Source organism: Mycobacterium sp. OAE908 (assembly GCF_017872775.1).
Taxonomy (GTDB): domain Bacteria; phylum Actinomycetota; class Actinomycetes; order Mycobacteriales; family Mycobacteriaceae; genus Mycobacterium.
This window is the reverse complement of record NZ_JAGGJL010000002.1, coordinates 228,358-249,628: the sequence shown is the minus strand read 5'-3', so window position 1 is coordinate 249,628 and position 21,271 is coordinate 228,358. Positions and strand designations below refer to the sequence as shown.

The following is a 21,271-nucleotide window of genomic DNA, read 5'->3' as shown; positions in this document are numbered from 1 at the left end:
CGTCAAGGGAGCTTGATTGCCGAGGTGTACATCTCCACGATCGGACGGTAGAGGTCGACATCGTCGAGTTCGCTACTCAACACGATGGCGTCGCTGGTCGCGATGAGTAACTGCGCGAACGTCACCGGTGGAATCAGCAACGCTCCACCGAGGCGGTCCATACCGGTCACGATGAACTTCGCCAGCGCCTCGACAACCTCAGACCTCTTGGCTGCCACGCGTTCTCGGGCGTCGGGGTTGCGAAGCAGATAAAGGGTGAATTCATGGCCCAGCGCGGCGTGCTCGGCGCCCCGGTCGCGGCTGAGCTGGCGCCAGCGCTTGGCAATCTCGTCGAGCTTGCGCGCCCCGATCTGCCTGGCCGACGACATCACTTCGGCGAAGTTGTCAAAGTAACGACGCCAGTACCTGTCGCTCACCGCCAGAAACAGGTCCTCTTTCGTAGCGAAGTGCTTGTAGATGGCCCCCTTGGTGTAGCCGGCCGCATGCGCGATGTCGTCGAGAGTCGCTGGCGCGAAACCTTTTTCGGCGAAGACCTCTTCTGCGGCGTCGAGCAGAAGCGAACGCGTGTGCTCGATGCGTCGCTCGCGCGTCCATTGCTCCACCATGCGTGCGATTGTGACACAGGATCTCAGAAACTTGTAGGTTGCTCAGATACTGAGTGGTATCTTGACGCGTCATGAGCGAACTGTCAAACAAGCCACGGGCCGTCGTCGAGCCGGTCCCGGACGCGGCGTTAGTCGACAACGTCCAAACGAAGGTCAGGCCGATCACCATCTGGGCTGCCATCGGTGGCGCACTGTTGGTGCTCCAGCTGTACGTGTGGATTCGGTGGATCACCGGGCCCTACTTCGAGCGGGTGCCGGGCGGGCCCACCGACCCGCCGCTCTACATGAGGGCCTTCCTCACGTTCAACGGCGTCCTCGTCTGCGTCGGTCTGCCGGTCGCCATCTGGTGGTTCATCATCAGGCCGTGGCGCCGGGAGCGGAGAATCACGCTCGACGGCATGCTGCTGGTGTCAATGGGCCTGATGTTCTTTCAGGACCCGCTACTCAACTACTTCAACACCTGGTGCACTTACAACACCTGGCTGTGGAACCGCGGCTCCTGGTCGTCGGACATTCCGGGATGGGTCTCACCCGAGCAACCCGGCCGACAGGTCGCCGAGCCGCTGTTGATCAACGCTCCGGGGTACACGGCCGGCGTACTGGTCATCACCATCTTCGGATGCTGGGTGATGCGAAAGATCAAGGCGCGCTGGCCCAATATCACCAACTTGCGGCTGATTCTGGCCACCTACGCCTTCACGATCGTGCTCGACTTCGTCATGGAAGCCGGCTTCATGCTGCCGTTCGGGCTCTACACCTATCCCGGCGCGATTCGCTCGGTGTCCGTGTTCGCCGGCACGTATCACCAGTGGCCGATCTACGAGGGATTGATGTGGGGCGGCGTCCAGGCCGCCATGTGCTGCCTGCGCTATTTCACCGACGACCGCGGCCGCACGATCGTCGAACGCGGGCTGGACGACGTGCGAGGCGGGTTCGCACGGCAGCAGTTCACCCGATTCCTGGCGATATTCGCAGCGATCAGCGGATGCTTCTTCTTTTTCTACAACGTTCCCGCGCAATGGATCGCGATGCACTCCGACCCGTGGCCAGCAGACCATCTGAAGCGCTCGTACTTCAACGGAGGCATCTGCGGCGACGGGACCGACGTACCCTGTCCGGACCCGGTGCTGCCAATGCCGACGAAGCGGTCGGGCTTCATCAATGTCGACGGCGAACTCGTCCTGCCCGACGGGGCCGAGCTTCCCCGGACCGTACCGTTCGACCGCGGGAAGTGAGTCGTTTCTGTCGTCGCTGCGCCCGAATCGCTCAGCGGGCCGGTAGGCCCAACACGCGCTGCGCGATGATGTTGCGCTGTATCTCCGACGTGCCGCCCGAGATGGTGCCCGCATATGTGCTGATGTAACGGGTGAACCAGCTGCCGGTGAAAAGGTCTGGGCTGTAAGGATTGTGGGCCGCGGTCAGTGCGGGACTGCGCAGGCCCTCGACGCCCGCCGCGTCCAATGCATGCCGGAAAGCGTTCTGCTCCGCCTCAGACCCGAGCAGCTTCAGCACCGAAACGCCAGGGATATCCCGCTCGCCGCGCGCCGCCTGCCCGAGCGCGACCGACCCCAACAGCCGCAGTGCTTGGTAGTCCATCGCGACCGTCGCGAAGCGGTCGCGGTCGAGTTCGCCGAGCGGTCGGTAGTCCTCGAGTAGCTGCTTCATCCTGTTGGCGAACGCCATCCACATCATCGTGCGTTCATGGCCGAGCGATCCATTGGCGACTTTCCATCCGCCGCCAGCCGGACCGACGAGATTCTGTGCCGGCACGCGTACGTCGGTGAAGAACACCTCGTTGAAATCGAGGCTGTCGCGATCGAACACGGATGCAAACGGCCGACGCTCGACACCGGGCATGTCGGTCGGGATCAGCAGCGCGCTGATGCCCTTGTGCTTTGGCGCATCGGCGTCGGTACGCACGAAGGTCAGCAGGACATCGGCGTCATGCGCGCCTGACGTCCACACCTTCTGCCCGTTGACCACGAAATGGTCGCCGTCGAGCACCGCACGGGTGGCCAACCCGGCCAAATCGGATCCGGCGCCAGGCTCGCTCATGCCGAGGGCCGCAGTCATCTCCGCACGCAGGATCGGAACCGCCCACGTGTGTTTCTGCTCGTCGGTTCCGAACGACAGCAGCGACGCCGCGATGATCCCAACGCCCTGCGGGTTGAAACAGTGGTAGATGCGCCGCCGCGACAGTTCCTCGCGATGAACGAACTGCTGGAGCACACCGGCGTTGCGGCCACCGAACTCAGGCGGGTTGCCTGGCAGCAGCCAACCGTGGTCGAACTGCAGTCGCTGCCAGTCCCGCGCCCATTGCGGCACATGTGCGGTCGACCGTGACCGCTCGACGGTCCGGGCCTCGTCCGGCAGGTGGTCGTCGAGGAACCTGCTGAACTCGGCGCGAAACTCCTCGACCTCGGCGTCGAACGTGAGTTGCACCCCGCCAACATATCAAGTACTTAACATTTGCGCGCCGGTGCGCTATGACTGACTGGATGCTCGAATCGGAAAAGGTCCTCATCACCGGCGCGACGGGAAAGATCGCGTTCCCGATCGCCCGCGCGCTCGCGCAGCGCAATGAGGTTTGGGGCGCTGCCCGTCTGAGGAATCCTGGCGATCGGGACAAGCTGGCGGCCGCCGGCATCAAGCCGGTCGCACTCGACATGAGCACCGGCGATTTCTCGGCTTTGCCCGACGATTTCACGTACGTATTCCATGCCGCGGTCGACGTCGGCGCCGGCGAGTGGACGGACTGCGTGGACACCAACGCGCAGAAATCCGGCGACTTGCTCTACCACTGCCGCGCCGCCAAGGGCTTCGTCTTCTGCTCCACGGGATCGGTGTACGGATACCAGGGGCAGCGACCGTTGCGTGAGTCCGATCCGCCAGGCGTCCCGCTTCGCGCGAACTACAGCTTCTCCAAGATCGCCGCCGAGGCGGTGTGCACGTGGATTGCCAAGCGGTATCGGATCCCGCTCACGATCATCCGGATCTGCTCCACCTACGGCCCCGAGGGCGGCGCGCCGGCCGACCGGCTCGAGATGATGTTGGCCCACAAGCCGATTCGGCTCTACCCGGATAAGCCCAACAACTACAACCCGATCTACGAAGACGACTACGTCGAATTCGGCATCAAGGCGATGGAGGTCGCCGCGACGCCGCCGGTTGTGGTGAATTGGGCGGGCAGTGAGACCGTCAGCGTCGAAGACTACTGCGCATACATGGGCGAACTCGTTGGCGTCGAGCCGATCTTCGAGTACACCCGCGATGCGCACACGCCGCTATGGCCGGACGTTACCTACATGCACGAAGTGCTGGGCCGTACGAAAGTTCATTGGCGCGAAGGCTTTCGGCGGATGATCGAAGCGCGTCGCCCCGAAATCAGTCTGAACGAGGGTAATTGAAATGGAACTCCCTGGCACGCCGTCGGACGAAATCGCCGATGTCCTCGCAACAGGCCGTGGCGACGTCACGACCTTGTTCGTCTCGATGGCGAGGCGCCACCCCGATGGTGCGGACGCCGAATACCTGCGCTGGCACACCCTGGATCACCGCCCGGAACAGCATCGGCTCTCAGCCGTACGAGCATCCCTGCGGTTGGTCTCGACGCCGGCGTGCCGGTCAGCACGTGCGACGAGCAGAGCACCGTACGACGACATCGACCACGTGATGACGTACTTTTTCACCGATCCCAGCGGTATGACGGGCTTTCTCGAACTCGCCAAGGGGCTGAGCATGGCGGGCCGAAAACTTCCGCTACTGCCCCCGGTTGAGCGGGGCATCTATAGAGTTGAAGACAAGGCGGCAGCGCCGCGGGTCAAAGTCGGCGCGGACGTGCTGCCGTGGTGGCCGATCCGCGGCGTCTACCTACTGCTGGAAGCGAACGCGTCGGCGCCGACGGATCTGACCGACATCGACGGCGTCGCCGGTGTCTGGTCTGCGGTGTCGCAATCCGTCGACGCCCGACTGGCGAGTGCTCCTGCGGGCCAGACCATTTCGTACTGCTTCCTCGACTGCGATCCGGTCTCCGCCGCGGAACGGCTACGCCCGGCACTGGAGAAACGGTGGAGTGAGGGCGACATCGAACCGCTCTTCGCTGCTCCGTTCCACGCCGTGGTGCCATACGAATGGGACCGCTATGTGCCGTAGGAGGTCGTCGTGCGGATCGGCTTGATGGTCGGCTCCGACAAGGAGCGCGCACGAGCGGACCGGCTGAGCGGATTGCTCGAGGACGGAAAGACCGCCGAGGCCCAAGGTTTCGCGTCGTTCTGGTTTCCGCAGGTGCCCGGCTATCTCGACGCGATGACGGCCGTCGCGCTTCTCGGGCAGGTCACCGAACGGATCGAGATCGGAACGGCGGTCGTCCCCATTCAGACCCGCCATCCGCTGATCATGGCGCAGCAGGCGTTGACTACACAGGCGGCTTGCTCGGGCCGGTTCGCCCTCGGCGTCGGGCCGTCGCATCATTGGATCATCGCTGACCAACTGGGCTTGCCGTATGACCGGCCGGCGCGACTGGTCCGCGATTACCTCGACGTGCTTCTCGCCGCGTTCGCGGGTCCCGGCACGGTCGAGGTGGACAACGCCGACTACCACGTGCACAGCCCGATCGACGTCGACGATTCATGCGAAATGCCAGTGCTTCTGGCCGCACTCGGCCCGGCCATGCTGCGGATCGCGGGTGAGCGTGCGGGCGGCACCATTCTGTGGATGGCTGACGAACGGGCGATCGGCGACTATGTGGTGCCACGCCTCACCGAGGCGGCCGCAGCGGTTGGCAAGACCGAAACCCGTGTGGTCGCGGGCGTTCCCGTCGCGCTGTGTTCGCCACATGAGATCGACGAGGCCCGCGCATACGCCAGCGAGGTGCTCGGCCACGCCGACTTCTCACCCAACTACGTTCGGTTGCTCGAACACGGCGACGCCGCGGACGTCGGCGACACGATGGCAGCGGGTGACGAGTCGTCAGTGCTCGCCCGCTTACAGCGGTACCGCGATGCAGGCGTCACCGATCTCGCCGCGCGTGTCGTTCCCCTCGGCGGCGACGCGCAGGCGCGCACCAAGTCACGTCAACGCACCCAGGAGTTCCTCGCTTCACTCGACCTCGATTGACAGACCTCGCCACACCTGTAAAGTATTGATCGATCGATCAAACTCGGGAGGTGGAGATGGCTGGCCGTGTCGAAGGCAAGGTCGCATTCATAACCGGCGCTGCGCGCGGGCAGGGTCGCAGCCACGCGGTCCGGCTGGCGCAAGAGGGTGCCGACATCATCGCGATCGATGTCTGCAAGCCGATCAGCCGCAGCAGCGAGATCCCCCCGTCGACGCCCGACGACCTGGCCGAGACCGCTGATCTGGTCAAGGCGCAGAACCGTCGCATCGTCACCGCCGAGGTAGACGTGCGCGATTTCGACGCGTTGACCGCCGTGCTCGACAGCGGTGTCGAGCAGCTTGGCCGGCTGGACATCATCGTCGCCAACGCGGGCATCGGCAATGGCGGAAACACGCTCGACAAGACCAGCGAGGACGACTGGACGGACATGATCGACGTCAACCTGTCGGGGGTCTGGCACAGCGTCAAAGCTGGTGTACCGCATCTACTCTCGGGTGGCCGCGGTGGCTCGATTGTGTTGACGAGCTCGGTCGGCGGGCTCAAGGCCTACCCGCATACGGGTCATTACATCGCAGCCAAACATGGCGTGGTGGGCCTGATGCGGACGTTCGCCGTCGAACTCGGGCAGCACTCCATTCGATGCAACTCTGTCCACCCCACCAACGTGAACACCCCGATGTTCATGAACGAAGGCACGATGAAGCTGTTCCGGCCCGACCTGGATAACCCCGGTCCAGAGGACATGAAGGTCGTCGCGCAACTCATGCATGTGTTGCCGGTCGGGTGGGTCGAAGCATCCGACATCAGCAACGCCGTACTGTTCCTGGCCTCCGACGAGGCCCGCTATGTCACCGGCCTGCCCCTGACCGTCGACGCAGGCAGCATGCTGAAGTAGATCGAGCGATCAACTGTGACTGACTTCGTATCTGTCGACTATTTCTCCGACCCAGCCGTCGCGCAGGACCCCTACGACTACCTGGACTACCTGCGCAGCCAGGGGCCGGTATTTCGGGAACCGCACCACGGCGTCATCGCTGTCACGGGCTATGCCGAGGTGATGGCGGCGTTCAAAGACGTCGATTCGTTCTCGGCGGTCAATGCGATCGGCGGACCGTTCCCTCCCCTGCCGTTCGAGCCTGAGGGCGACGACATCACCGAGCTGATCGAGGCGCATCGTCATCAATTTCCGATCAACGAGCACTTGGTGGTCATGGATCCGCCGGCGCACACTCGGGCGCGGTCGCTGCTGAGCAAGTTGTTGACGCCGAAGCGGCTCAAGGAGAACGAAGAGTTCATGTGGCAGCTGGTCGATCACCAGCTCGACGAGTTCATCACGAACAGCCACTGCGAGTTCTTGGCCGAATACGCAAGGCCGTTCGCAACAGTGGCGATCACCGACCTCCTGGGTGTGCCGGAGGAAGACCGCGACGAGATACGACACGCACTGGGCGCCGGGCAACCGGGAGGCGTAGGTGCGCTGGACGGCGAGCCGGTAGCACTCAATCCCCTTCAGTACCTTGACGATAAGTTCAGTGCGTACATTGCAGAGCGGAGACGCGAACCGCGCGAAGATGTGCTCACGACGATGGCCACCGCGACATATCCCGACGGTTCAATCCCGGAACTGCTCGAGGTGGTCCGCCCGGCGACTTTCTTGTTCGCGGCGGGCCAGGAGACTGTCACCAAGCTACTCAGCTCCGCCGTTCAGGTGCTCGGCGAGCGGCCGGATCTACAGCAGGCTGTGCGCGAGAACCGCAAACTGGTCAGCCCGTTCATCGAGGAGTCATTGCGTACGCAGAGCCCGACCAAGGTGGACTTCCGGTTGGCGCGCAAGACGACCACGCTTGGCGGCGTCCACATTCCGGCCGGGACGGTACTCATGCTGTGCCTCGGTGCGGCCAACCGGGACCCGCTCAAGTTCGAGGACCCACACGACTTCCGGTTGGACCGAAAGAATGTTCGCGAACACATCGCGTTCGGCCGCGGCATCCACACCTGCGCAGGCGCCCCGCTCGCGCGCGTGGAGGGTGTCATCACCGTCAATCGGATGCTCGATCGCATGCGTGACATCACGATCAGCGATGCCAAACACGGCGCGGCCGATGACCGCCACTACCTCTACGAACCCACGTTCCTGCTGCGCGGGCTCACTGAATTGCACATCGAGTTCAGCGCGGTCGGTTAGTTCACCGGCGTGATCCTGATGACGTGATTTCTGGCCTTCCACAGCAACGGCTTTAGAAACAGCGAGCGTAGCGCACCGCCATACTTACGGAAAGTAGCTTTGTCCACCGTTCGGTGCGCGCGAAATGTACCGCTGCCGCATCCGATGCCGCTCTTATCGGTCCCGACCGGTCGTAGAAGTCGAATTGCGTTACTGCATCGAGCCGTAACGTCAGAAGCTGAGGTATAACCCTGCCGCACCCCGCGACAGCCCCGCGAGCTCCTTCAGTGCTGGAGCAGATCGTCGAGTTCACTGACCCGCGCATTGCCCAGATGCAGCGCGGCCAGTTCGGAAAGCGCGTCATCTCCAATCAGCGCTTCGGCGTCCCGACGGACAATCAGAGTGGCTTGATCCGTGCCGCCCAGCAGACCCTTGGGCTCGTCGAGCTCACGAATCCGGTAGCGGTGTTGCAGCCACTGCGGTTGCCACAGCGGGATCACGACCCATCTCCCCTGTGCGACCGCGTCCACGAATCGGCCGAAGCACTGTTCCTCTGTCCCGGTGCGGAATTCGTATCCGGCGGCGCTCAGCCCGTACTGGTCGATGATCGCCGCAGAGAAACGGCTGATACCGGCACCGGGATTGATTCCCTGAATCAACCGCTCCATCCGGTCCAGCGCCGGTTCTGACAGCAAGTCGGCAACCCCGCGAACGTCATCCTCGGCCACATAGTCGGGCACGCCCCAGAGGCAGTACGGCTCATACAAGACGGTGACTTCGCGCACGTGTTCGGCGAATGGAGCGAGGTAGGTGCCGTGACTGCTCGGCAGCCACGCCGAGACGAGAACGTCGACGGCGCCGTCGGCCATGCGTCGAAACATCCCTTCGTGCGGCGCCGCCGACCGCTCGATGGCGTGACCATAGCCGCCGAGAATTCGCTCGACCTCGCGTGCGGCGGCGTCATGAAAGCTCAAATCGATGTGCCCGACACGGATGGGCCGCGTCATCTCTCATCCCCTGATGTCACATCGATGAGCACCTTGCCGACGACTCCGGCTTCAGAGGCGCGGTGAGCGTCGGCGGTGCGTTCCAGCGGATAACGGTGCAGCGGCAACCCGGCTCGATCTCCCACCTCCATGGCACCATCGGCGATCGCTGAGTTGACCGCCCGGACCGAGGCCAACTTGGCGTCGTTGTCGGTGAGATAGGTCAGGATGTATTGCAGGCGAGCATTTTTCATCATGGCACCGCGCGTCGGAACGGAAACCGCGTCGAGTTCGTCAGATGCATATATGGCGATGACGCCGTCGTTGGCGAGCACTGCGAGATCCTGCTTCACGTTGGCACGCAGATTGACCTCGACGATGATGTCGGCACCCCGAGGGTGCTTCCCGAGCAGCTCGGTCGCGACCTCCCGGCGGCGGTAGTTGATGATCTGCTGCGCTCCTGCGGCCGCGCACAGCTCGGCCTTCTCGTCGCTGCTCACGGTGGTCACCACCGCCGCACCAGCCCACGCGGCGAGTTGGATGGCAGCATGACCGACAGCTCCCGCCCCACCGGCCACCAGCACGGTCAACCCGCTCAGCGCGCCGGGTCGCAGCTGCATCGGCGCGGCCTGGTGCGCGGTGAGTGCGCGGTGAGCGGTCAGTGCCGGAATGCCCATTGACGCCCCGACGTCGAAGGTCGCATTGTCGGGTAGGGGCACTGCCTGCGCGGCGGGGAGAATCACGTACTCCTGCGCGGTTCCCTCGGATCGCTGCCAGGCAGCGTCCCAGACCCACACCCTGTCACCACTTTTCAGCCCCGTCACACCGTCGCCAACGGTGTCGATGACACCCGCGCCATCCTGGTTGGGGACTTGGCCGCCGGGCGCGATAGCAGCGCCGAGGTCCTGACGTGCCTTCCAGTCCGTCGGATTGACTCCCGAGACGGCCATCTTCACCCGGACCTCGCCGGCAGCCACGTCAGGCATTGGCCTTTCGACGAGCGTCAGCACCGACGGATCACCGGCATGTGTGTACACGATCGACTTCATCGGCTTCCTTCTGGTGTATCAGCTTGCGGGACCGTGGAATTCGACGATGTCCAGCCCACCGTTGTAGTCGGTGGTGAACGCCACCCCGTCGCTGCGAACGTAGACGTCGGCGGTCTGGATGACACGTCGACTGCCGGAGCGGGGGTCGATGAGCCGGTCGGGCGGGCCGGGCACGAACGCGCCGATCTGTCCGGGTGCGAACGGGTCAGTGATGTCGTACGCGCGCAGGCCGGCGTTCTGATAGGTTGCGAAGACGATCGTGTCGGAAACCAAACTGCCCGGCCGGTTCTCGTGCAGATTGTGTGGTCCGAAGTGTCGTCCTTTGCGTGCGTAGTCCTGTTCGGCCGGCGTCGGAAGCGTCGCGATGCTGATCGGGTTCGACGGCTCCCGGATGTCGAACACCCAGACATGCTTCAGCCCGTCGGCAAGCTCGTCGGCGGTGGCCTCATCGGCGACGACGAGCAGGTCACGGTCGGGAAGCGGTAAGGCGGTGTGAGTTCCGCCACCGAACGGCGGCGACCAGTTTCGGTGCACGATCGGTTGTGGGTTGGCTCTGTCGCTGATGTCCAACAGAGCCAGCCCGCCGTCGCGCCACGACGAATAGGCGACATCGCCGGCGATGATGGCATGGTGCAGCGCATAACGCCATCGGGTGGTGTCCCATGCCGGTTCCTCACCGACTGCCGTGTTCATGCCGGGCAACCAGTACTGCCCGACGATGCCGGGCTTGGTGGGATCGGCGAGGTCGATCACGGCGAAGATGTAGTCGCTGAAGCCGTTTGGCAGCACTGAGGCGTACGCGTATCGCCCGCCGGTGTACCACAGGCGGTGTGCGCCGACGCCGTCAATCGGCAGAAAGCCGATGCGCCGTGGCGCAGACGGCATGCTGATGTCGTAAATCGCCACACCTGCCGACCAGTTCTGCTCGCTTCCGCCGACCCGAGTGCCCAATGAACCGCTGTAGTAGTTGGCTTCCTGGTCGAATTGCTTCCACAGGTCTTTGGCGTGGATGACAAGGAGGAGGTCGTCTGCTGCTTGTAGGTGGATGTTCCACGTGTTGGCCGGTGCGGGTTGAAAGGAGACGGTCTTGGGCGACCGGAGATCGGTGACGTCGATCGTGCTGAAGCCGCCGCTGAAGAGATGCCCCACGTAGACGTGGCTGTTCCAATACTGCAGCTGCATGGCGTCTGGCCGTCCGCCTTGATCGCTGTGGGCGATCGCGGTGAACGCCTTGGCCAACTCGGGTTCGATGCCGCTCATGGTTTGAGCCGGATCGGTTGCGCGCCGACGTTGACTCGGATGATCAGGTACGGCGGTATCCGGTCGTCGGCTCCGTGATTGAACAACGGGGTGCGCGGCAACTGATTGACACTGACATACAGGTGGCCGTCTGCAGCGATCGCCAAGGTGTCGGGCCACAGCAGCTCCGCGGCCTGCAGCACCGTCGTCCACTGGCCTGTCGGACTGCGCCGCAACACGGCGCCGTGTTCGTACGCCGTCGCGTACAGATTTCCGGCGGTGTCTGTTTCGAGGCCGTCGGACGCGCATTTGTCACCGTGGTCGAGAACGGTCTCCGCGACCAGGTCGTCGGAGATATCGCGGTCCCGCAGCGCGGCCGTGTCGACGCTGTAGAGCCGGCGTGAGGACAAGGGGCAGTAGAAGAGCCTGGCTCCGTCGGTGCTGATGGCGATGCCGTCTGCGCCGACACGGTATTGATCGCGTACCAGACCTTCCACTACTGCGCGAAATTGGTCTTGGGCCTGTGTGCTCTGGTGGCCGCGGAGCCGATCCCAGCAATCACCTGTGTCGAGGTCGACAACGATGAGCGCGCCGGTCGGCTGCGAGTCAGTGATGTACGCGTATCGCCCGCGGCTGAAATCGAAGCGCACATCGTTGAGATAGGTGGTCGGCGTCATCGCCGTGTCGTCGATGGGAAGCACATGGTCGATCTCGTTGCGGGCCAGATCAACTCGAACCAGCTTGGGCCCTCCGCCGCCCACGTAGGGCGAGAAGGAGGGGGCGCCGGTGTCCAGCAGCCAGAGGTGTCCATCCGGGTCGACGACCACACTCTGAACCGAGATGAGCTGATCGCGCGGTTCCACCCCGGACCATTTGTTCGCTTCCTCGCTTGGATAAGCGACGGCCACCCCGTCGACGATCTCCGCGACGGTGTAGGCGACGTCGTCACCCCAACGCGGGAACGAGACGAAGATGCGACCGTCGTCGCTGACCGTTACGCCTGTCGGCATCAGATCGGTGAACTCGGCCACTACTTCGTAGTCGTCTTGGGCGTCACTGCCGAGCGGGCGCGGTGAGACGGTGGTCATGATTGTTTCCTTCTTGTTGTGCCACCGGAACTTGCGGCGACGGAGACAACGACTTTTCCTGTGGCGGTGCGGTTTTCGACGGAGTTGTAGGCCTCGTCGAGGTTCGCGAACGTGTATGTCCTGCCGTCCATGAGCGGAGCCAACTGACCGGCGTCGGCCAGTTTTGCCGCCAGCTGAAGAGCATGGCCGTAACGCTCGCGCTGCTGGCCGGTCAGCAGAGGCAGCAGGGTGAACACACCCGAGTAGGTCGCTGCCCGAAACGACAGCGGCGCCAAACTGTGAGTGCCCCAGCCAAGTGCGCTGACGACGTGACCGGTGTAGCGCTTGACGGCGGCGAAGGAGTCATCCAGCGTGGGCCCGCCGACGGTGTCGAATACGACGTCGAATCCGTCCCCGGCGGAATACTTGGCGACATACTCGGCCACGGTGGTCGTGGTGTAGTCGATGGCCACCGCGCCGGCTGCCGTGATGACGTCCTGGCTCGCCGGACCGCCCGTGGCGAAGACTTGCGCACCCCGATAGCGAGCCAGCTGGACAGCAAGGTGACCAACGCCTCCCGCCCCGCCGTGCACGAGCACCCGCTCGCCGCCACGTATATGCGCGTGGCTGACGAGCGCCTCCCTCGCGGTGATGAACGCCAGCGGAATCGCCGCTGCCTCCTCCATCGACAGCGCCCCGGGTTTCCGCGCGATCAGCCGGCAATCGACTGCGGTGAACTCGGCCAGGGTGCCCTGAATGCCGCCCACGCCCCCCGTCATCCCGAAAACCTCGTCACCGGGCCGGAATTCGTCGACCCCATCGCCGACCTCTTCGACGACGCCGGCCATATCGATACCCAGCACCGCCGGCAGCGCGGTCTGCGCGTGTGCCGCCTGTCCGCGCCGAATCTTCGTGTCGAGGGGGTTGACCCCGCTTGCCGTCACCCGAACCAGCACCTGCCCACGACCGGGCGACGGCACCTCCATTTCGAGGATCTGTAGCGACGATCCGAATTCGGTGAGAACTGCTGCCTTCATCAACATGGTCATGATCGCTCCGCTAGATCAGCGGTGGGACGGTCGCATCGATCAGCACCTCGACGAGATGTGGCCGGTCGGTGTCCATTCCACGCTTGATCACTTCCTGGAGGGCGTCCGCGGATGTCACCCGTTCACTGGTGCAGCCGTAGCCCTGGGCCAATCCCAGAAAGTCGAGGCCGGGTAAGTCGAGGCCGGGTACACCCGGGGTTTCGAGCAGGTCCGCGAAAGACTTCAGGATGTTGTACGCGCCGTTTCGCACGACGACGAACAAGATCGGCAGATCGTGCTGGGTCGCGGTCCAGATGCTCTGGATGACGTAGTTCGCCGCACCGTCGCCGACGATGCAGATGACCTTCCTGTTGGTGCCCTCGTCGCGTTCGGCTAAAGCGACGCCGACAGCTGCGGGCAGGCCGTAACCGAGCACGCCACTGGACATGGAGAAAAACGACCTCGGCTGGTCGGTCGGGATCTGCTGGCGCAACGCACGCAGTGTGGACAGCGATTCTTGAACGATGACACTTTCGGTCGGGCGGACCGTTTGGATGGTGTGATAGAGCCACTCTGCGGTGATGCGGCCGTCGACCTGCGCAGGCACCGAGGCCGGCTGCGCCGCCGCCAGGGCTCGATTCGCTGGTGGGACATTCTCGGCGAGAACTGCGCACGATCGGCCTGGGTCGGCGAGGATCGCGGTCCCGACAGGTGCGCGCGCCGCCTCGGACGGGTCATCGGTGATGTGAAACAGTTCCGCGCCTTCGGGCAGATACTCGCCGGGCACGTAGGGGTAATAACGGAATACCGGCGCACCGACGACGACGATCACGTCATGGCCCGACAACGCTTGGGCCAAGGGACCGATCGCAGGCGGCAGCATTCCGCGATACTGGGGATGCGTCTCCGGGAACCCCGGCCGTCCTTCCCCCGGTGCGGCCCATACGTCACATCGCAGCGTCTCGGCCAGCGCAACGGCATCGTCCCAGCCCCCGGACTGATCCACGGCACCCCCGATGACCAGAACCGGCGAGCGGGCCGCGGTCAGCGCCTCGATCACGTCCGACAATGCGTGTGGGTCGGCCGACAGGTGGCGACTTACCTTTCGCAACAGCGGAAGTCGGTGGCACGGCCGGTCTCCGTCGTCCATTGGAATCGATAGGAAGACCGGTCCAGCAGGAGGGAGCACGGCGGCCGCGTAGGCCCGCATCAGCGCTGCGGGAAGGTCTTCGGCTCGAGCGGGCTCATAAGCCCACTTGACGTAAGGCTGCGGCACCAGCTGCGGGCTCACATTGGTCAGATACGGCTCCAGCAGCAGCATCTCGCGAGTCTGCTGGCCGGCGGTGATGATCAGCGGTGCACGGTTGTACCAGGCACTTTCGATGTTTCCCACGGCATTGCCCATGCCCGCGGCCGTGTGCAGATTCACTAACGCGGGTCGCCCGGTGCGCTGCGTGTACGCATCGGCCATCGCCACCGCCGGCGACTCCTGCAGCGCAAGGACATAACGGAAATCGGAGGGGAAATCCTTCAGGAACGGTTCCTCAGTGGAACCAGGGTTGCCAAACATGGTCGTAAGACCCAATTGGCGCGCGGTTTCGAAGAATGCTTCTCGTACGGTCAGCATGGCTACCTTTCGGTTGTCAGATGTGGACGGCGTATTTCTTGACCGCCCGCTCGTCCCAGACCAGGCCTGCACCAGGCTGGTCGGGGGCGGTGAGCGTGCCCGCTTGTGGTTGCACCGGGTTGGCCTGGACGGGACATGCCCAATCGACCCACTCGAGCCAGTGCGCTGTCGGAGTTACGCGGAGAAGGTGTGCCGCGAACTCCGGATATAGATGGTTGGAGAACTGGATGCCTGCGGCCGCCGCGACTCCAGCGGTCTGCATCCAGCCTGTGACGCCGCCGATTCGCATCAGGTCGCCCATCGCGTAGTGAACACCGCCGCTATCGAGGAACTTCAGTAAATCGCGGGCGCCGTAGTAGTTTTCGCCCGCCTGCAGCGGTGTTCGAACCTTCTGGGCGAGTTGGGCGTAGCCGCGGAGGTTGTCGTATGCGATGGGTTCCTCGAACCAGTACAGGTTCTGCTCGTCGAGTTCGTGGCAGCGCCGCATCGCATCACCCAGACCAAGGGCTTGGTTGAAATCGACCATGAGATCGACGTCGTCGCCGATCCCCTGCCGGACTGCGTCGATGGCCGCAAGGTCGTCGCGAAGATGGACACTGCCGAGGCGCATCTTCAGCGCGGTGAACCCGCCCTCTTCGACCAACGCCTTGGCTTCAGAGGCCAGCGTCGAGACCTCATGGCGCCACAAGCCGTTGCTGTTGTAGGCCCGCACGGGTCCGACAGAACCGCCCAGAAGCCCGGCCAGCGGAAGACCGGCGGCCTTGGCCAGCGCGTCCCATAGCGCCATATCGATTGCTGACACTGCAATGGTCGAGACACCAGCTACCCCAACCACATTGAGCGACGCGAGCGTCTCCCGAAATGCGTCGCCGGGGGCGATGTCGCGCCCGGTCAGCCCACCGAGCAGGTCACGCAACTCGGCGACCACCACCGGCAATGACTTGGCGCGATATGGCGAAATGTAGCTCGAGCCGACGACTCCGCCGGCGAACTCGACGTCAACAAGCACCAGCGGCCAATGATCGAACCGACCGATCGCGGCGATGATCGGATGCCGCAGCGGAACCACGACGGCCCGGACAGCGGTGCGATGCACCGTCATTCGCGAATCAGCCACGATCAACGCCCTCCACGGTGGGGGTCACGCCCGAAAGAAGGCGCGGCATCACGCGATCGTGGGTGAACTCCATAAGGCATTCGTCGACCAGGACATCCTCACCGAGCGAGCGCCGCACGACCTCGAGCGTGGTGTCCGGCGGCCGAGCCGGAATGAAAACGTCGGCGTAGTAGGCGCGCAACGCTTCACGCCCCGACGCCCCGCTCATCGCCGGTAAGTGCATCACGCGCGCATCCGGCACTATCGTCGATATCGTCAAATCGGCGTTCTTCAGCTCGAACTCATAGCGGGCGTGCCGAGTCCACAGTTCCACCATCGCCTCCCGGTTCACCGCGCAACCCCACTCATAGGTCCCGAAGTTAGAAACGGTTCCACCGAGTCCGCCAATGAATGTTCAGTGAATGGACAAAAGCGATGTACACGGGTCTCCTCGATGGACGGCGAACGCGGCGAGGTTAACCAACGAATGCCGGTGACATGCAAGGACCATTAGTTACCCGCTGGATACCCTTACTGGTCACAGCCTCACGACGCGGCTTCCGCAGCCAGTCCGTCTGGTCGCGGCAGAGCACAACCTCACCCGGTGATCCGCAGTGCGGCACCGGGGTGCGGACTGAGTGTGACGGCCACACTGCCGCTACCGTGCCGATTAAGGATTCGAAAGCATCACGCTGGCAATACGTTCCGCCGTCTTGCGGGTCGCTGCCAGCATCAGATCCGAAGGTCGAGACGACGGGATCAAGGTGGACACGACCGCGACACCCGTTGCTGAGCCATACGGTATCGCCATCGCGACACAGCTGTAGTCCGCGGCGACCTCACCGGCATCGATAACCGGCCGAGTGAGCGTGTCATGCGCGCGGCCCTGAGCGGTTTCGGCTGGAACGACGTCACCGGCCTTGGCCAGGAATCGCACCGGCGAGCGAGCCGCGAGCGCGTCGAGATAAACGGGGCCCTCGCCGAGATCGGCGGACAGGCTCACGGCTGCCCCCGTGATCGATGCGAGTTCAGCCATGGGCCGCCGACAAGCGATGCGTACCCGGGCCGCAGGTGTCACCGTTGCGCCGAGACGAAGCAGACTTGCGCCGAGGGCGTAGCGCGATCTCTCGCGCCGAACCGCCCCGACCGTGACCAACTGCTGAAGTAGGCGATGCACTGTGGGATGTGGGAGCCCAGAGACGGCGCTGAGGTCAACGAGCCGAACCGGCTGAAGCTCGGCAATGAGGTCGAGGAGGCTGAACGCCGTTTCGATGACGCTACGGGATCCTGCGCAGGCTGCGGGGCGGTCCGGTTCCGTAGCGGTCATGAGGGCACCGTGCCTTTTCGAAGTGACAGCGGTCCCTAAGGCTTGCTGCTGCATGTACCAACCGGCGTCGAACCAAACGATGCCATTGCTCCGGCCATCGTTCGCAAACGTATGGCCGCTAACGCCATAGTGCAGGACCGTTCTGTACCCTCCCTGAACATTTGTTGAGCCTTCACTGGGAGAAACTAATCCGGTAGCGGCACCGCCGCTTCATCGACGCTAGCGGATATGGTAGTTCCGCTACCGGATCGAGGAGGACGGAATGCGGACGCCGCGAAGGGACGTGCAGCGCAATCGGCAGCGCCTGGTCGCCGCGGCCCGCGAGGCGTTCAACGAACAGGGGCCAGCAGCGAGCCTCGAAGAAATAGCCCGCCGAGCCGGCGTCGGCCCCACCACGCTCTACCGGCATTTCCCGGACAAGGACGATCTGGTCGTGGCGGTGCTCGACGACTTCATCGCCGAAGCGGGCGAGGCGGATTCGGCCGAAGACGTCTCCGACCCACTCGAGGCGTTCCGATCGGTATTCACGGAGAGTTGCGATCTGTCCGGCGCCGAAACCGAAACCTTCCTCCGGTTGGCGGCGACGAGCCCTCGGGCCAAGTCGCACGCGCAGCGGCTGATCACCGACCTCGTCGAACCGTTCACCACCCGCCTCCGCGAGGCGGGTGGCCTGCACCCCGGTATCACTGTCGACGACATCGCCATGTTCATCCGCATGACCGTCGCCGCCGACGATCACGCGGGTCGAGCCAAGGCAGTGCAGGTGCTTCTTGCCGGGCTGACCCACACGCCTGAAGCGCCGCGATCCAAAGCCACCCGAGCAAGAAAGGCACGGCGATGACTCAAACGTGTCGGACCGGCCAGCACGACGACCATGACGTGTACGGAGAACTGTGCCCGTGCCGGATACTGCTCGACCTGCTCGCCAACAAGTGGTCCGCGCTGCTGATCGGTCTATTGGAGAACGGGCCCGTGCGCTTCAGCGCGTTGCGCGATCAACTGCCCGGCATCAGTTCGAAGATGTTGACCCGCACACTGCGACAACTCGAATCAGCTTCGCTGATTACTCGGACGGTGTATGCCGACGTACCACCCAGAGTCGAGTACGAGCTAACAGAACTCGGCGCAAGCGCCGCTGTCCCACTGAGCATGCTGCGCACCTGGGCCGAGGACAACCTCGATCGGATCGCGACGCTCAACCCCGGGTGGGCAGGCTAAGACGGCCAGTCCGGTGCCGAGCCGCGAAGAACTGGGCCGCCTCCCGGATGGAATCTTCGACAGGCCTTGGCGTCCAACCGAGTTCACGTTCGGCCTTGCTGTGGTCAAGGGGTGACATCAGCTCGGCCATGCGGATTCCGGCGTAGGCCAACGGGAGATCTCGGTTGAGGATCCGGGCCGCGAGGTCGTTGATGCGTGCTGCAATCTTCAGCACGGGCAACGGAACTCCGATCCGCGGCGGCTTTCTGCCGACGGCCGCTGCGGCAATGCCGTTGACGTCGCGCACGCTCATGTAGCGATCGGAGACGACGTAGCGCTCACCTTCTCGGCCACGTTCGCCGGCGAGCAGCATGGCCCGCGCGGCGTCTTCGATCCCAACCACCTCGGCCGAATAGCCGAAGTAAAACGGAAAGCGGCCCGCGGCGATCGCGGCGATGATCGATCCGTGGGGGGTCGGCGCCCAGTCGCCGGCGCCATAGGTCGTCGAGACACACATCGCCACAGCAGGCAGACCGCGTTCTCGGGCATAGTCCAACACCAAGTTCTCGGCCGCCACCCGCGACTCGATGTACGCCCCGCCCTGATTCCAGTTGTGGGGATCGGCCTCGGTGACAGGCCTGCTGGCATTGATCGCCAACGTGCCAGTTGTGCTCGTGAACACGAACTTTCGCAAGTCGGTATTCACCGCTGCCTCGACCACACAGCGCAGGCCGTCGACATTGGTGCGGAACAACGGGGCCGGATCGCGTAACCACATCCGTGTGTCGACCACGCAGTAGTAGACGACATCGCAATCAGACATCGCCTCCCTCAGCGCCACATCGTCGAAGATGTCACCGTAAACACGTTCCACGTCAAGGTCTTCGATGCCCTTGGTGGAGCTGGTTCGGCGCAGCATCACCCGCACGTCTTCTCCGGCGGCGACCAGTTGACGCGTGACGTGAGATCCGAGGAAACCGCTGGCCCCGATGACCAACTTCTTCGGCCGGCGGGGCGTGACGTCGCGCGGCACCGCTACCCCCCGGTGACCTTCTTGACCGCGGCGACAACCGCATCGATGGGAGCGTCCGCCTGGATCACCGTGCCGTCGGGGTTGATCAGGTCCAGGCGAGTGCGAGTGAGCTTGGAATACTTGACGATCCACCGCCCATCGACCTTCGTATAGCGGTCGTTGTAGTGGCCATAGCCGTGCACACCGACAGTGCCGCCAAAGATCAGCACATCCTCCAGCGTCCACAACCCTTCAGCAGTCGTCGCCGACGTCAGGTGGATGTGCGGGTCGTAGCCCTGATGATGGGTATTGGCAGCCCCGAGGGTGACCTTCAGGAAGGCGATGAACGGGTCCCTGCCGACGAGGAGAGGCCCGGCACTGCATGTGGTGTCCTCGACGACGTCGGGAGCGAGGAGGTCACGCAGGGCATCCCAGTTCGTGGCGTCGATGTTCTGAAAGTAGCTTGCCTTGAGCGACTTGATCGCATCGACCTCAACGCCGGAGTCAGACGCGGGTGTCGAATAGCCACAGAGGAGATCGGCATTGGCGACACCGCTGCTAACGCCGACGCCGACGGCGCCAAGCATTGCCGCCGTCCCCAACGCCGCAGCGGTGCGCAGTATGCGTCGCTCGCCTGACGTGTCTAGCAACCCGCGAACTACAGACAACTTTTTCTCCTAATCGAGTGGGGGTTACTCCAACCCCGCGGCGGTTGTGTGTTTTGCATCGATTATTCAACTTTGATATTTCGATTATGCAAAACCTACCCGCGGGGCGCAGCACACGTCAACGGGCGCAAAATGACCAAACCGCTTAATGTTTGACGTCCGATCCCGTCCGGCCGTCGTTATGCGACGCGGAGTGGGATTTCCTCAAGATATGTGTGCATCGATCACTGAGGCGGCCCGCCGAAGACGACGTCCAATCTGTTGGATCTTCCGCGTGGAGAGGTCCGTGAACGGGTGCAGACTGATGCTGTGCGAGACGCGGCCTGCGGCATCGAAGATCGGTGTGCTGATCGCGCCCACATAGTGCCGGGTTCCCGCCGAACTGCTTGCAGTGCCGGTCATTTCGAGCAGCACCTCGTCAAGATGATCGCGCATCGAATCAGATAACGCCTCGGCCTGGAGCCTGGTCATGACTGGAATCGCCGACACCATCTCTGGGCTCATCCGCTCGACGCTGTAGCCCTGAGCGACCGTGTCGTCCAGGAAACGTTCAAGCTGGCCCTGGAACGCACGACTATTCACCCCACTGCGTTGAATCCAGGCCTGGCGCTCATCCCGTGGTTCCCAAGCGGCATATGCCGGCCCGAACGGCGCAGCGAAAGGCAGTCGATCTCCGACGGTGGCGTGCCATTGCTCGTCGTGTGCGCTGCGCGCACTGATGAACGCCGTGATGACGAGTTGGTTTCCTGCACGCTCGGACACCGACGCGGCGTAGCCCGTGTCGGCGACAGCGGTTTGAGCTGCGACCTTCGCGGCCTGCGCGACCGACGGTGACTGATCGATCTGGCGCGCCAGGTTGACCAGAGTCGCACCGATCGAAAACGCCTTGGTGACAGGATCACGGGCGACCCAGCCTGTATCGACAAGCTCCTTCATGATCGTATGGGCGGTCGCCTGGTTGAGGTTCAAAGCTTTCACGATGTCGCTGAGCCGGGTTGGTATGCCTGCGCGCTCGGTGAGCAGCCCGATGATTTCGACCACCCGGCGGGTGGGCGGTGATGAACCGGTCACAAGTGCTCCTGCGCAGCGG

Annotated in this window: 22 protein-coding genes; 8 read left to right on the top strand and 14 right to left on the bottom strand. The window is 63.8% G+C overall.

Features of this window, described 5'->3' with window-relative positions; genetic code table 11:
• Positions 1-2 precede the first annotated feature (2 nt).
• Positions 3-605, bottom strand: coding sequence for a TetR/AcrR family transcriptional regulator (locus J3E61_RS26355; protein ID WP_210085885.1), 603 nt, complete (start codon positions 603-605; stop codon positions 3-5).
• A 71-nt stretch (positions 606-676) separates the two neighbouring features.
• Between J3E61_RS26355 and J3E61_RS26350 the strand changes: the two genes are divergently transcribed.
• The gene (locus tag J3E61_RS26350) at positions 677-1,840 is read left to right on the top strand and encodes a spirocyclase AveC family protein (RefSeq protein WP_210085884.1); all 1,164 of its coding nucleotides are present in this window, start codon (positions 677-679) and stop codon (positions 1,838-1,840) included.
• A 31-nt stretch (positions 1,841-1,871) separates the two neighbouring features.
• Here J3E61_RS26350 and J3E61_RS26345 read toward each other — a convergent pair whose 3' ends face one another.
• Positions 1,872-3,047 (bottom strand): acyl-CoA dehydrogenase family protein, encoded by a 1,176-nt coding sequence (locus J3E61_RS26345; RefSeq protein WP_210085883.1) that lies wholly within the window; start codon positions 3,045-3,047, stop codon positions 1,872-1,874.
• A gap of 44 nt (positions 3,048-3,091) precedes the next feature.
• On the opposite strand from J3E61_RS26345, the gene J3E61_RS26340 reads away from it, so the two are divergent.
• From J3E61_RS26340 to J3E61_RS26320, 5 genes are read left to right on the top strand one after another with little or no spacing between them, the layout of a single operon-like run.
• Positions 3,092-4,012, top strand: coding sequence for an NAD(P)-dependent oxidoreductase (locus tag J3E61_RS26340; protein ID WP_210085882.1), 921 nt, complete (start codon positions 3,092-3,094; stop codon positions 4,010-4,012).
• A 1-nt stretch (position 4,013) separates the two neighbouring features.
• Positions 4,014-4,757 (top strand): hypothetical protein, encoded by a 744-nt coding sequence (locus tag J3E61_RS26335; protein ID WP_210085881.1) that lies wholly within the window; start codon positions 4,014-4,016, stop codon positions 4,755-4,757.
• A 9-nt stretch (positions 4,758-4,766) separates the two neighbouring features.
• A complete protein-coding gene (locus J3E61_RS26330; protein WP_210085880.1) occupies positions 4,767-5,720 on the top strand; it encodes an LLM class F420-dependent oxidoreductase in 954 nt (317 codons plus the stop codon).
• A gap of 56 nt (positions 5,721-5,776) precedes the next feature.
• A complete protein-coding gene (locus tag J3E61_RS26325; protein ID WP_210085879.1) occupies positions 5,777-6,616 on the top strand; it encodes a mycofactocin-coupled SDR family oxidoreductase in 840 nt (279 codons plus the stop codon).
• Positions 6,617-6,631: 15 nt separating this feature from the next.
• Positions 6,632-7,906, top strand: a complete 1,275-nt coding sequence (locus tag J3E61_RS26320) for a cytochrome P450 (RefSeq protein ID WP_210085878.1) — start codon at positions 6,632-6,634, stop codon at positions 7,904-7,906.
• Between the two features lie 263 nt (positions 7,907-8,169).
• On the opposite strand, the gene J3E61_RS26315 is transcribed toward J3E61_RS26320, so the two are convergent.
• The 9 genes from J3E61_RS26315 to J3E61_RS26275 form a co-directional block, all read right to left on the bottom strand.
• Entirely contained in the window at positions 8,170-8,892 is a 723-nt protein-coding gene (locus tag J3E61_RS26315) for a glycine betaine ABC transporter substrate-binding protein (RefSeq protein WP_210085877.1), read from the bottom strand.
• Positions 8,889-9,920 (bottom strand): NADPH:quinone reductase, encoded by a 1,032-nt coding sequence (locus J3E61_RS26310; protein WP_210085876.1) that lies wholly within the window; start codon positions 9,918-9,920, stop codon positions 8,889-8,891. The genes J3E61_RS26315 and J3E61_RS26310 overlap by 4 nt, the downstream gene beginning before the upstream one ends.
• Positions 9,921-9,938: 18 nt before the next feature.
• Positions 9,939-11,180, bottom strand: coding sequence for a hypothetical protein (locus J3E61_RS26305; protein ID WP_210085875.1), 1,242 nt, complete (start codon positions 11,178-11,180; stop codon positions 9,939-9,941).
• Positions 11,177-12,247, bottom strand: a complete 1,071-nt coding sequence (locus tag J3E61_RS26300) for a hypothetical protein (RefSeq protein ID WP_210085874.1) — start codon at positions 12,245-12,247, stop codon at positions 11,177-11,179. Before J3E61_RS26300 ends, J3E61_RS26305 begins: the two co-directional genes overlap by 4 nt.
• The gene (locus tag J3E61_RS26295) at positions 12,244-13,263 is read right to left on the bottom strand and encodes a zinc-dependent alcohol dehydrogenase family protein (RefSeq protein WP_210086706.1); all 1,020 of its coding nucleotides are present in this window, start codon (positions 13,261-13,263) and stop codon (positions 12,244-12,246) included. The genes J3E61_RS26300 and J3E61_RS26295 overlap by 4 nt, the downstream gene beginning before the upstream one ends.
• Positions 13,264-13,285: 22 nt before the next feature.
• Positions 13,286-14,881 carry a benzoylformate decarboxylase gene (gene mdlC, locus J3E61_RS26290; protein ID WP_210085873.1) on the bottom strand — a complete coding sequence of 532 codons (1,596 nt, stop codon included), beginning with the start codon at positions 14,879-14,881 and terminating at the stop codon, positions 13,286-13,288.
• Positions 14,882-14,897: 16 nt separating this feature from the next.
• Positions 14,898-15,998 (bottom strand): hypothetical protein, encoded by a 1,101-nt coding sequence (locus J3E61_RS26285; protein WP_210085872.1) that lies wholly within the window; start codon positions 15,996-15,998, stop codon positions 14,898-14,900.
• The gene (locus tag J3E61_RS26280; protein WP_210085871.1) at positions 15,991-16,329 is read right to left on the bottom strand and encodes a hypothetical protein; all 339 of its coding nucleotides are present in this window, start codon (positions 16,327-16,329) and stop codon (positions 15,991-15,993) included. The genes J3E61_RS26285 and J3E61_RS26280 overlap by 8 nt, the downstream gene beginning before the upstream one ends.
• A 318-nt stretch (positions 16,330-16,647) precedes the next feature.
• Complete coding sequence (locus tag J3E61_RS26275) at positions 16,648-17,304, bottom strand: helix-turn-helix domain-containing protein (RefSeq protein WP_210085870.1); 657 nt, start codon at positions 17,302-17,304, stop codon at positions 16,648-16,650.
• 262 nt (positions 17,305-17,566) lie between these two features.
• Here J3E61_RS26275 and J3E61_RS26270 point away from each other — a divergent pair, with 262 nt between their 5' ends.
• Both J3E61_RS26270 and J3E61_RS26265 read left to right on the top strand, forming a co-directional pair.
• Entirely contained in the window at positions 17,567-18,145 is a 579-nt protein-coding gene (locus J3E61_RS26270) for a TetR/AcrR family transcriptional regulator (RefSeq protein WP_210085869.1), read from the top strand.
• Positions 18,142-18,522 carry a helix-turn-helix transcriptional regulator gene (locus J3E61_RS26265; protein WP_210085868.1) on the top strand — a complete coding sequence of 127 codons (381 nt, stop codon included), beginning with the start codon at positions 18,142-18,144 and terminating at the stop codon, positions 18,520-18,522. Before J3E61_RS26270 ends, J3E61_RS26265 begins: the two co-directional genes overlap by 4 nt.
• Here the strand turns inward: J3E61_RS26265 and J3E61_RS26260 are convergent.
• From J3E61_RS26260 to J3E61_RS26250, 3 genes are all read right to left on the bottom strand, one after another.
• Positions 18,500-19,534 carry an NAD-dependent epimerase/dehydratase family protein gene (locus J3E61_RS26260; protein WP_210085867.1) on the bottom strand — a complete coding sequence of 345 codons (1,035 nt, stop codon included), beginning with the start codon at positions 19,532-19,534 and terminating at the stop codon, positions 18,500-18,502. The genes J3E61_RS26265 and J3E61_RS26260 overlap by 23 nt on opposite strands.
• Positions 19,535-19,536: 2 nt before the next feature.
• Positions 19,537-20,181: a nuclear transport factor 2 family protein gene (locus tag J3E61_RS26255; protein WP_210085866.1), complete on the bottom strand. Its 645-nt coding sequence runs from the start codon at positions 20,179-20,181 to the stop codon at positions 19,537-19,539.
• A gap of 204 nt (positions 20,182-20,385) precedes the next feature.
• Complete coding sequence (locus J3E61_RS26250; RefSeq protein ID WP_210085865.1) at positions 20,386-21,252, bottom strand: helix-turn-helix domain-containing protein; 867 nt, start codon at positions 21,250-21,252, stop codon at positions 20,386-20,388.
• Between the last annotated feature and the right edge of the window lie 19 nt (positions 21,253-21,271).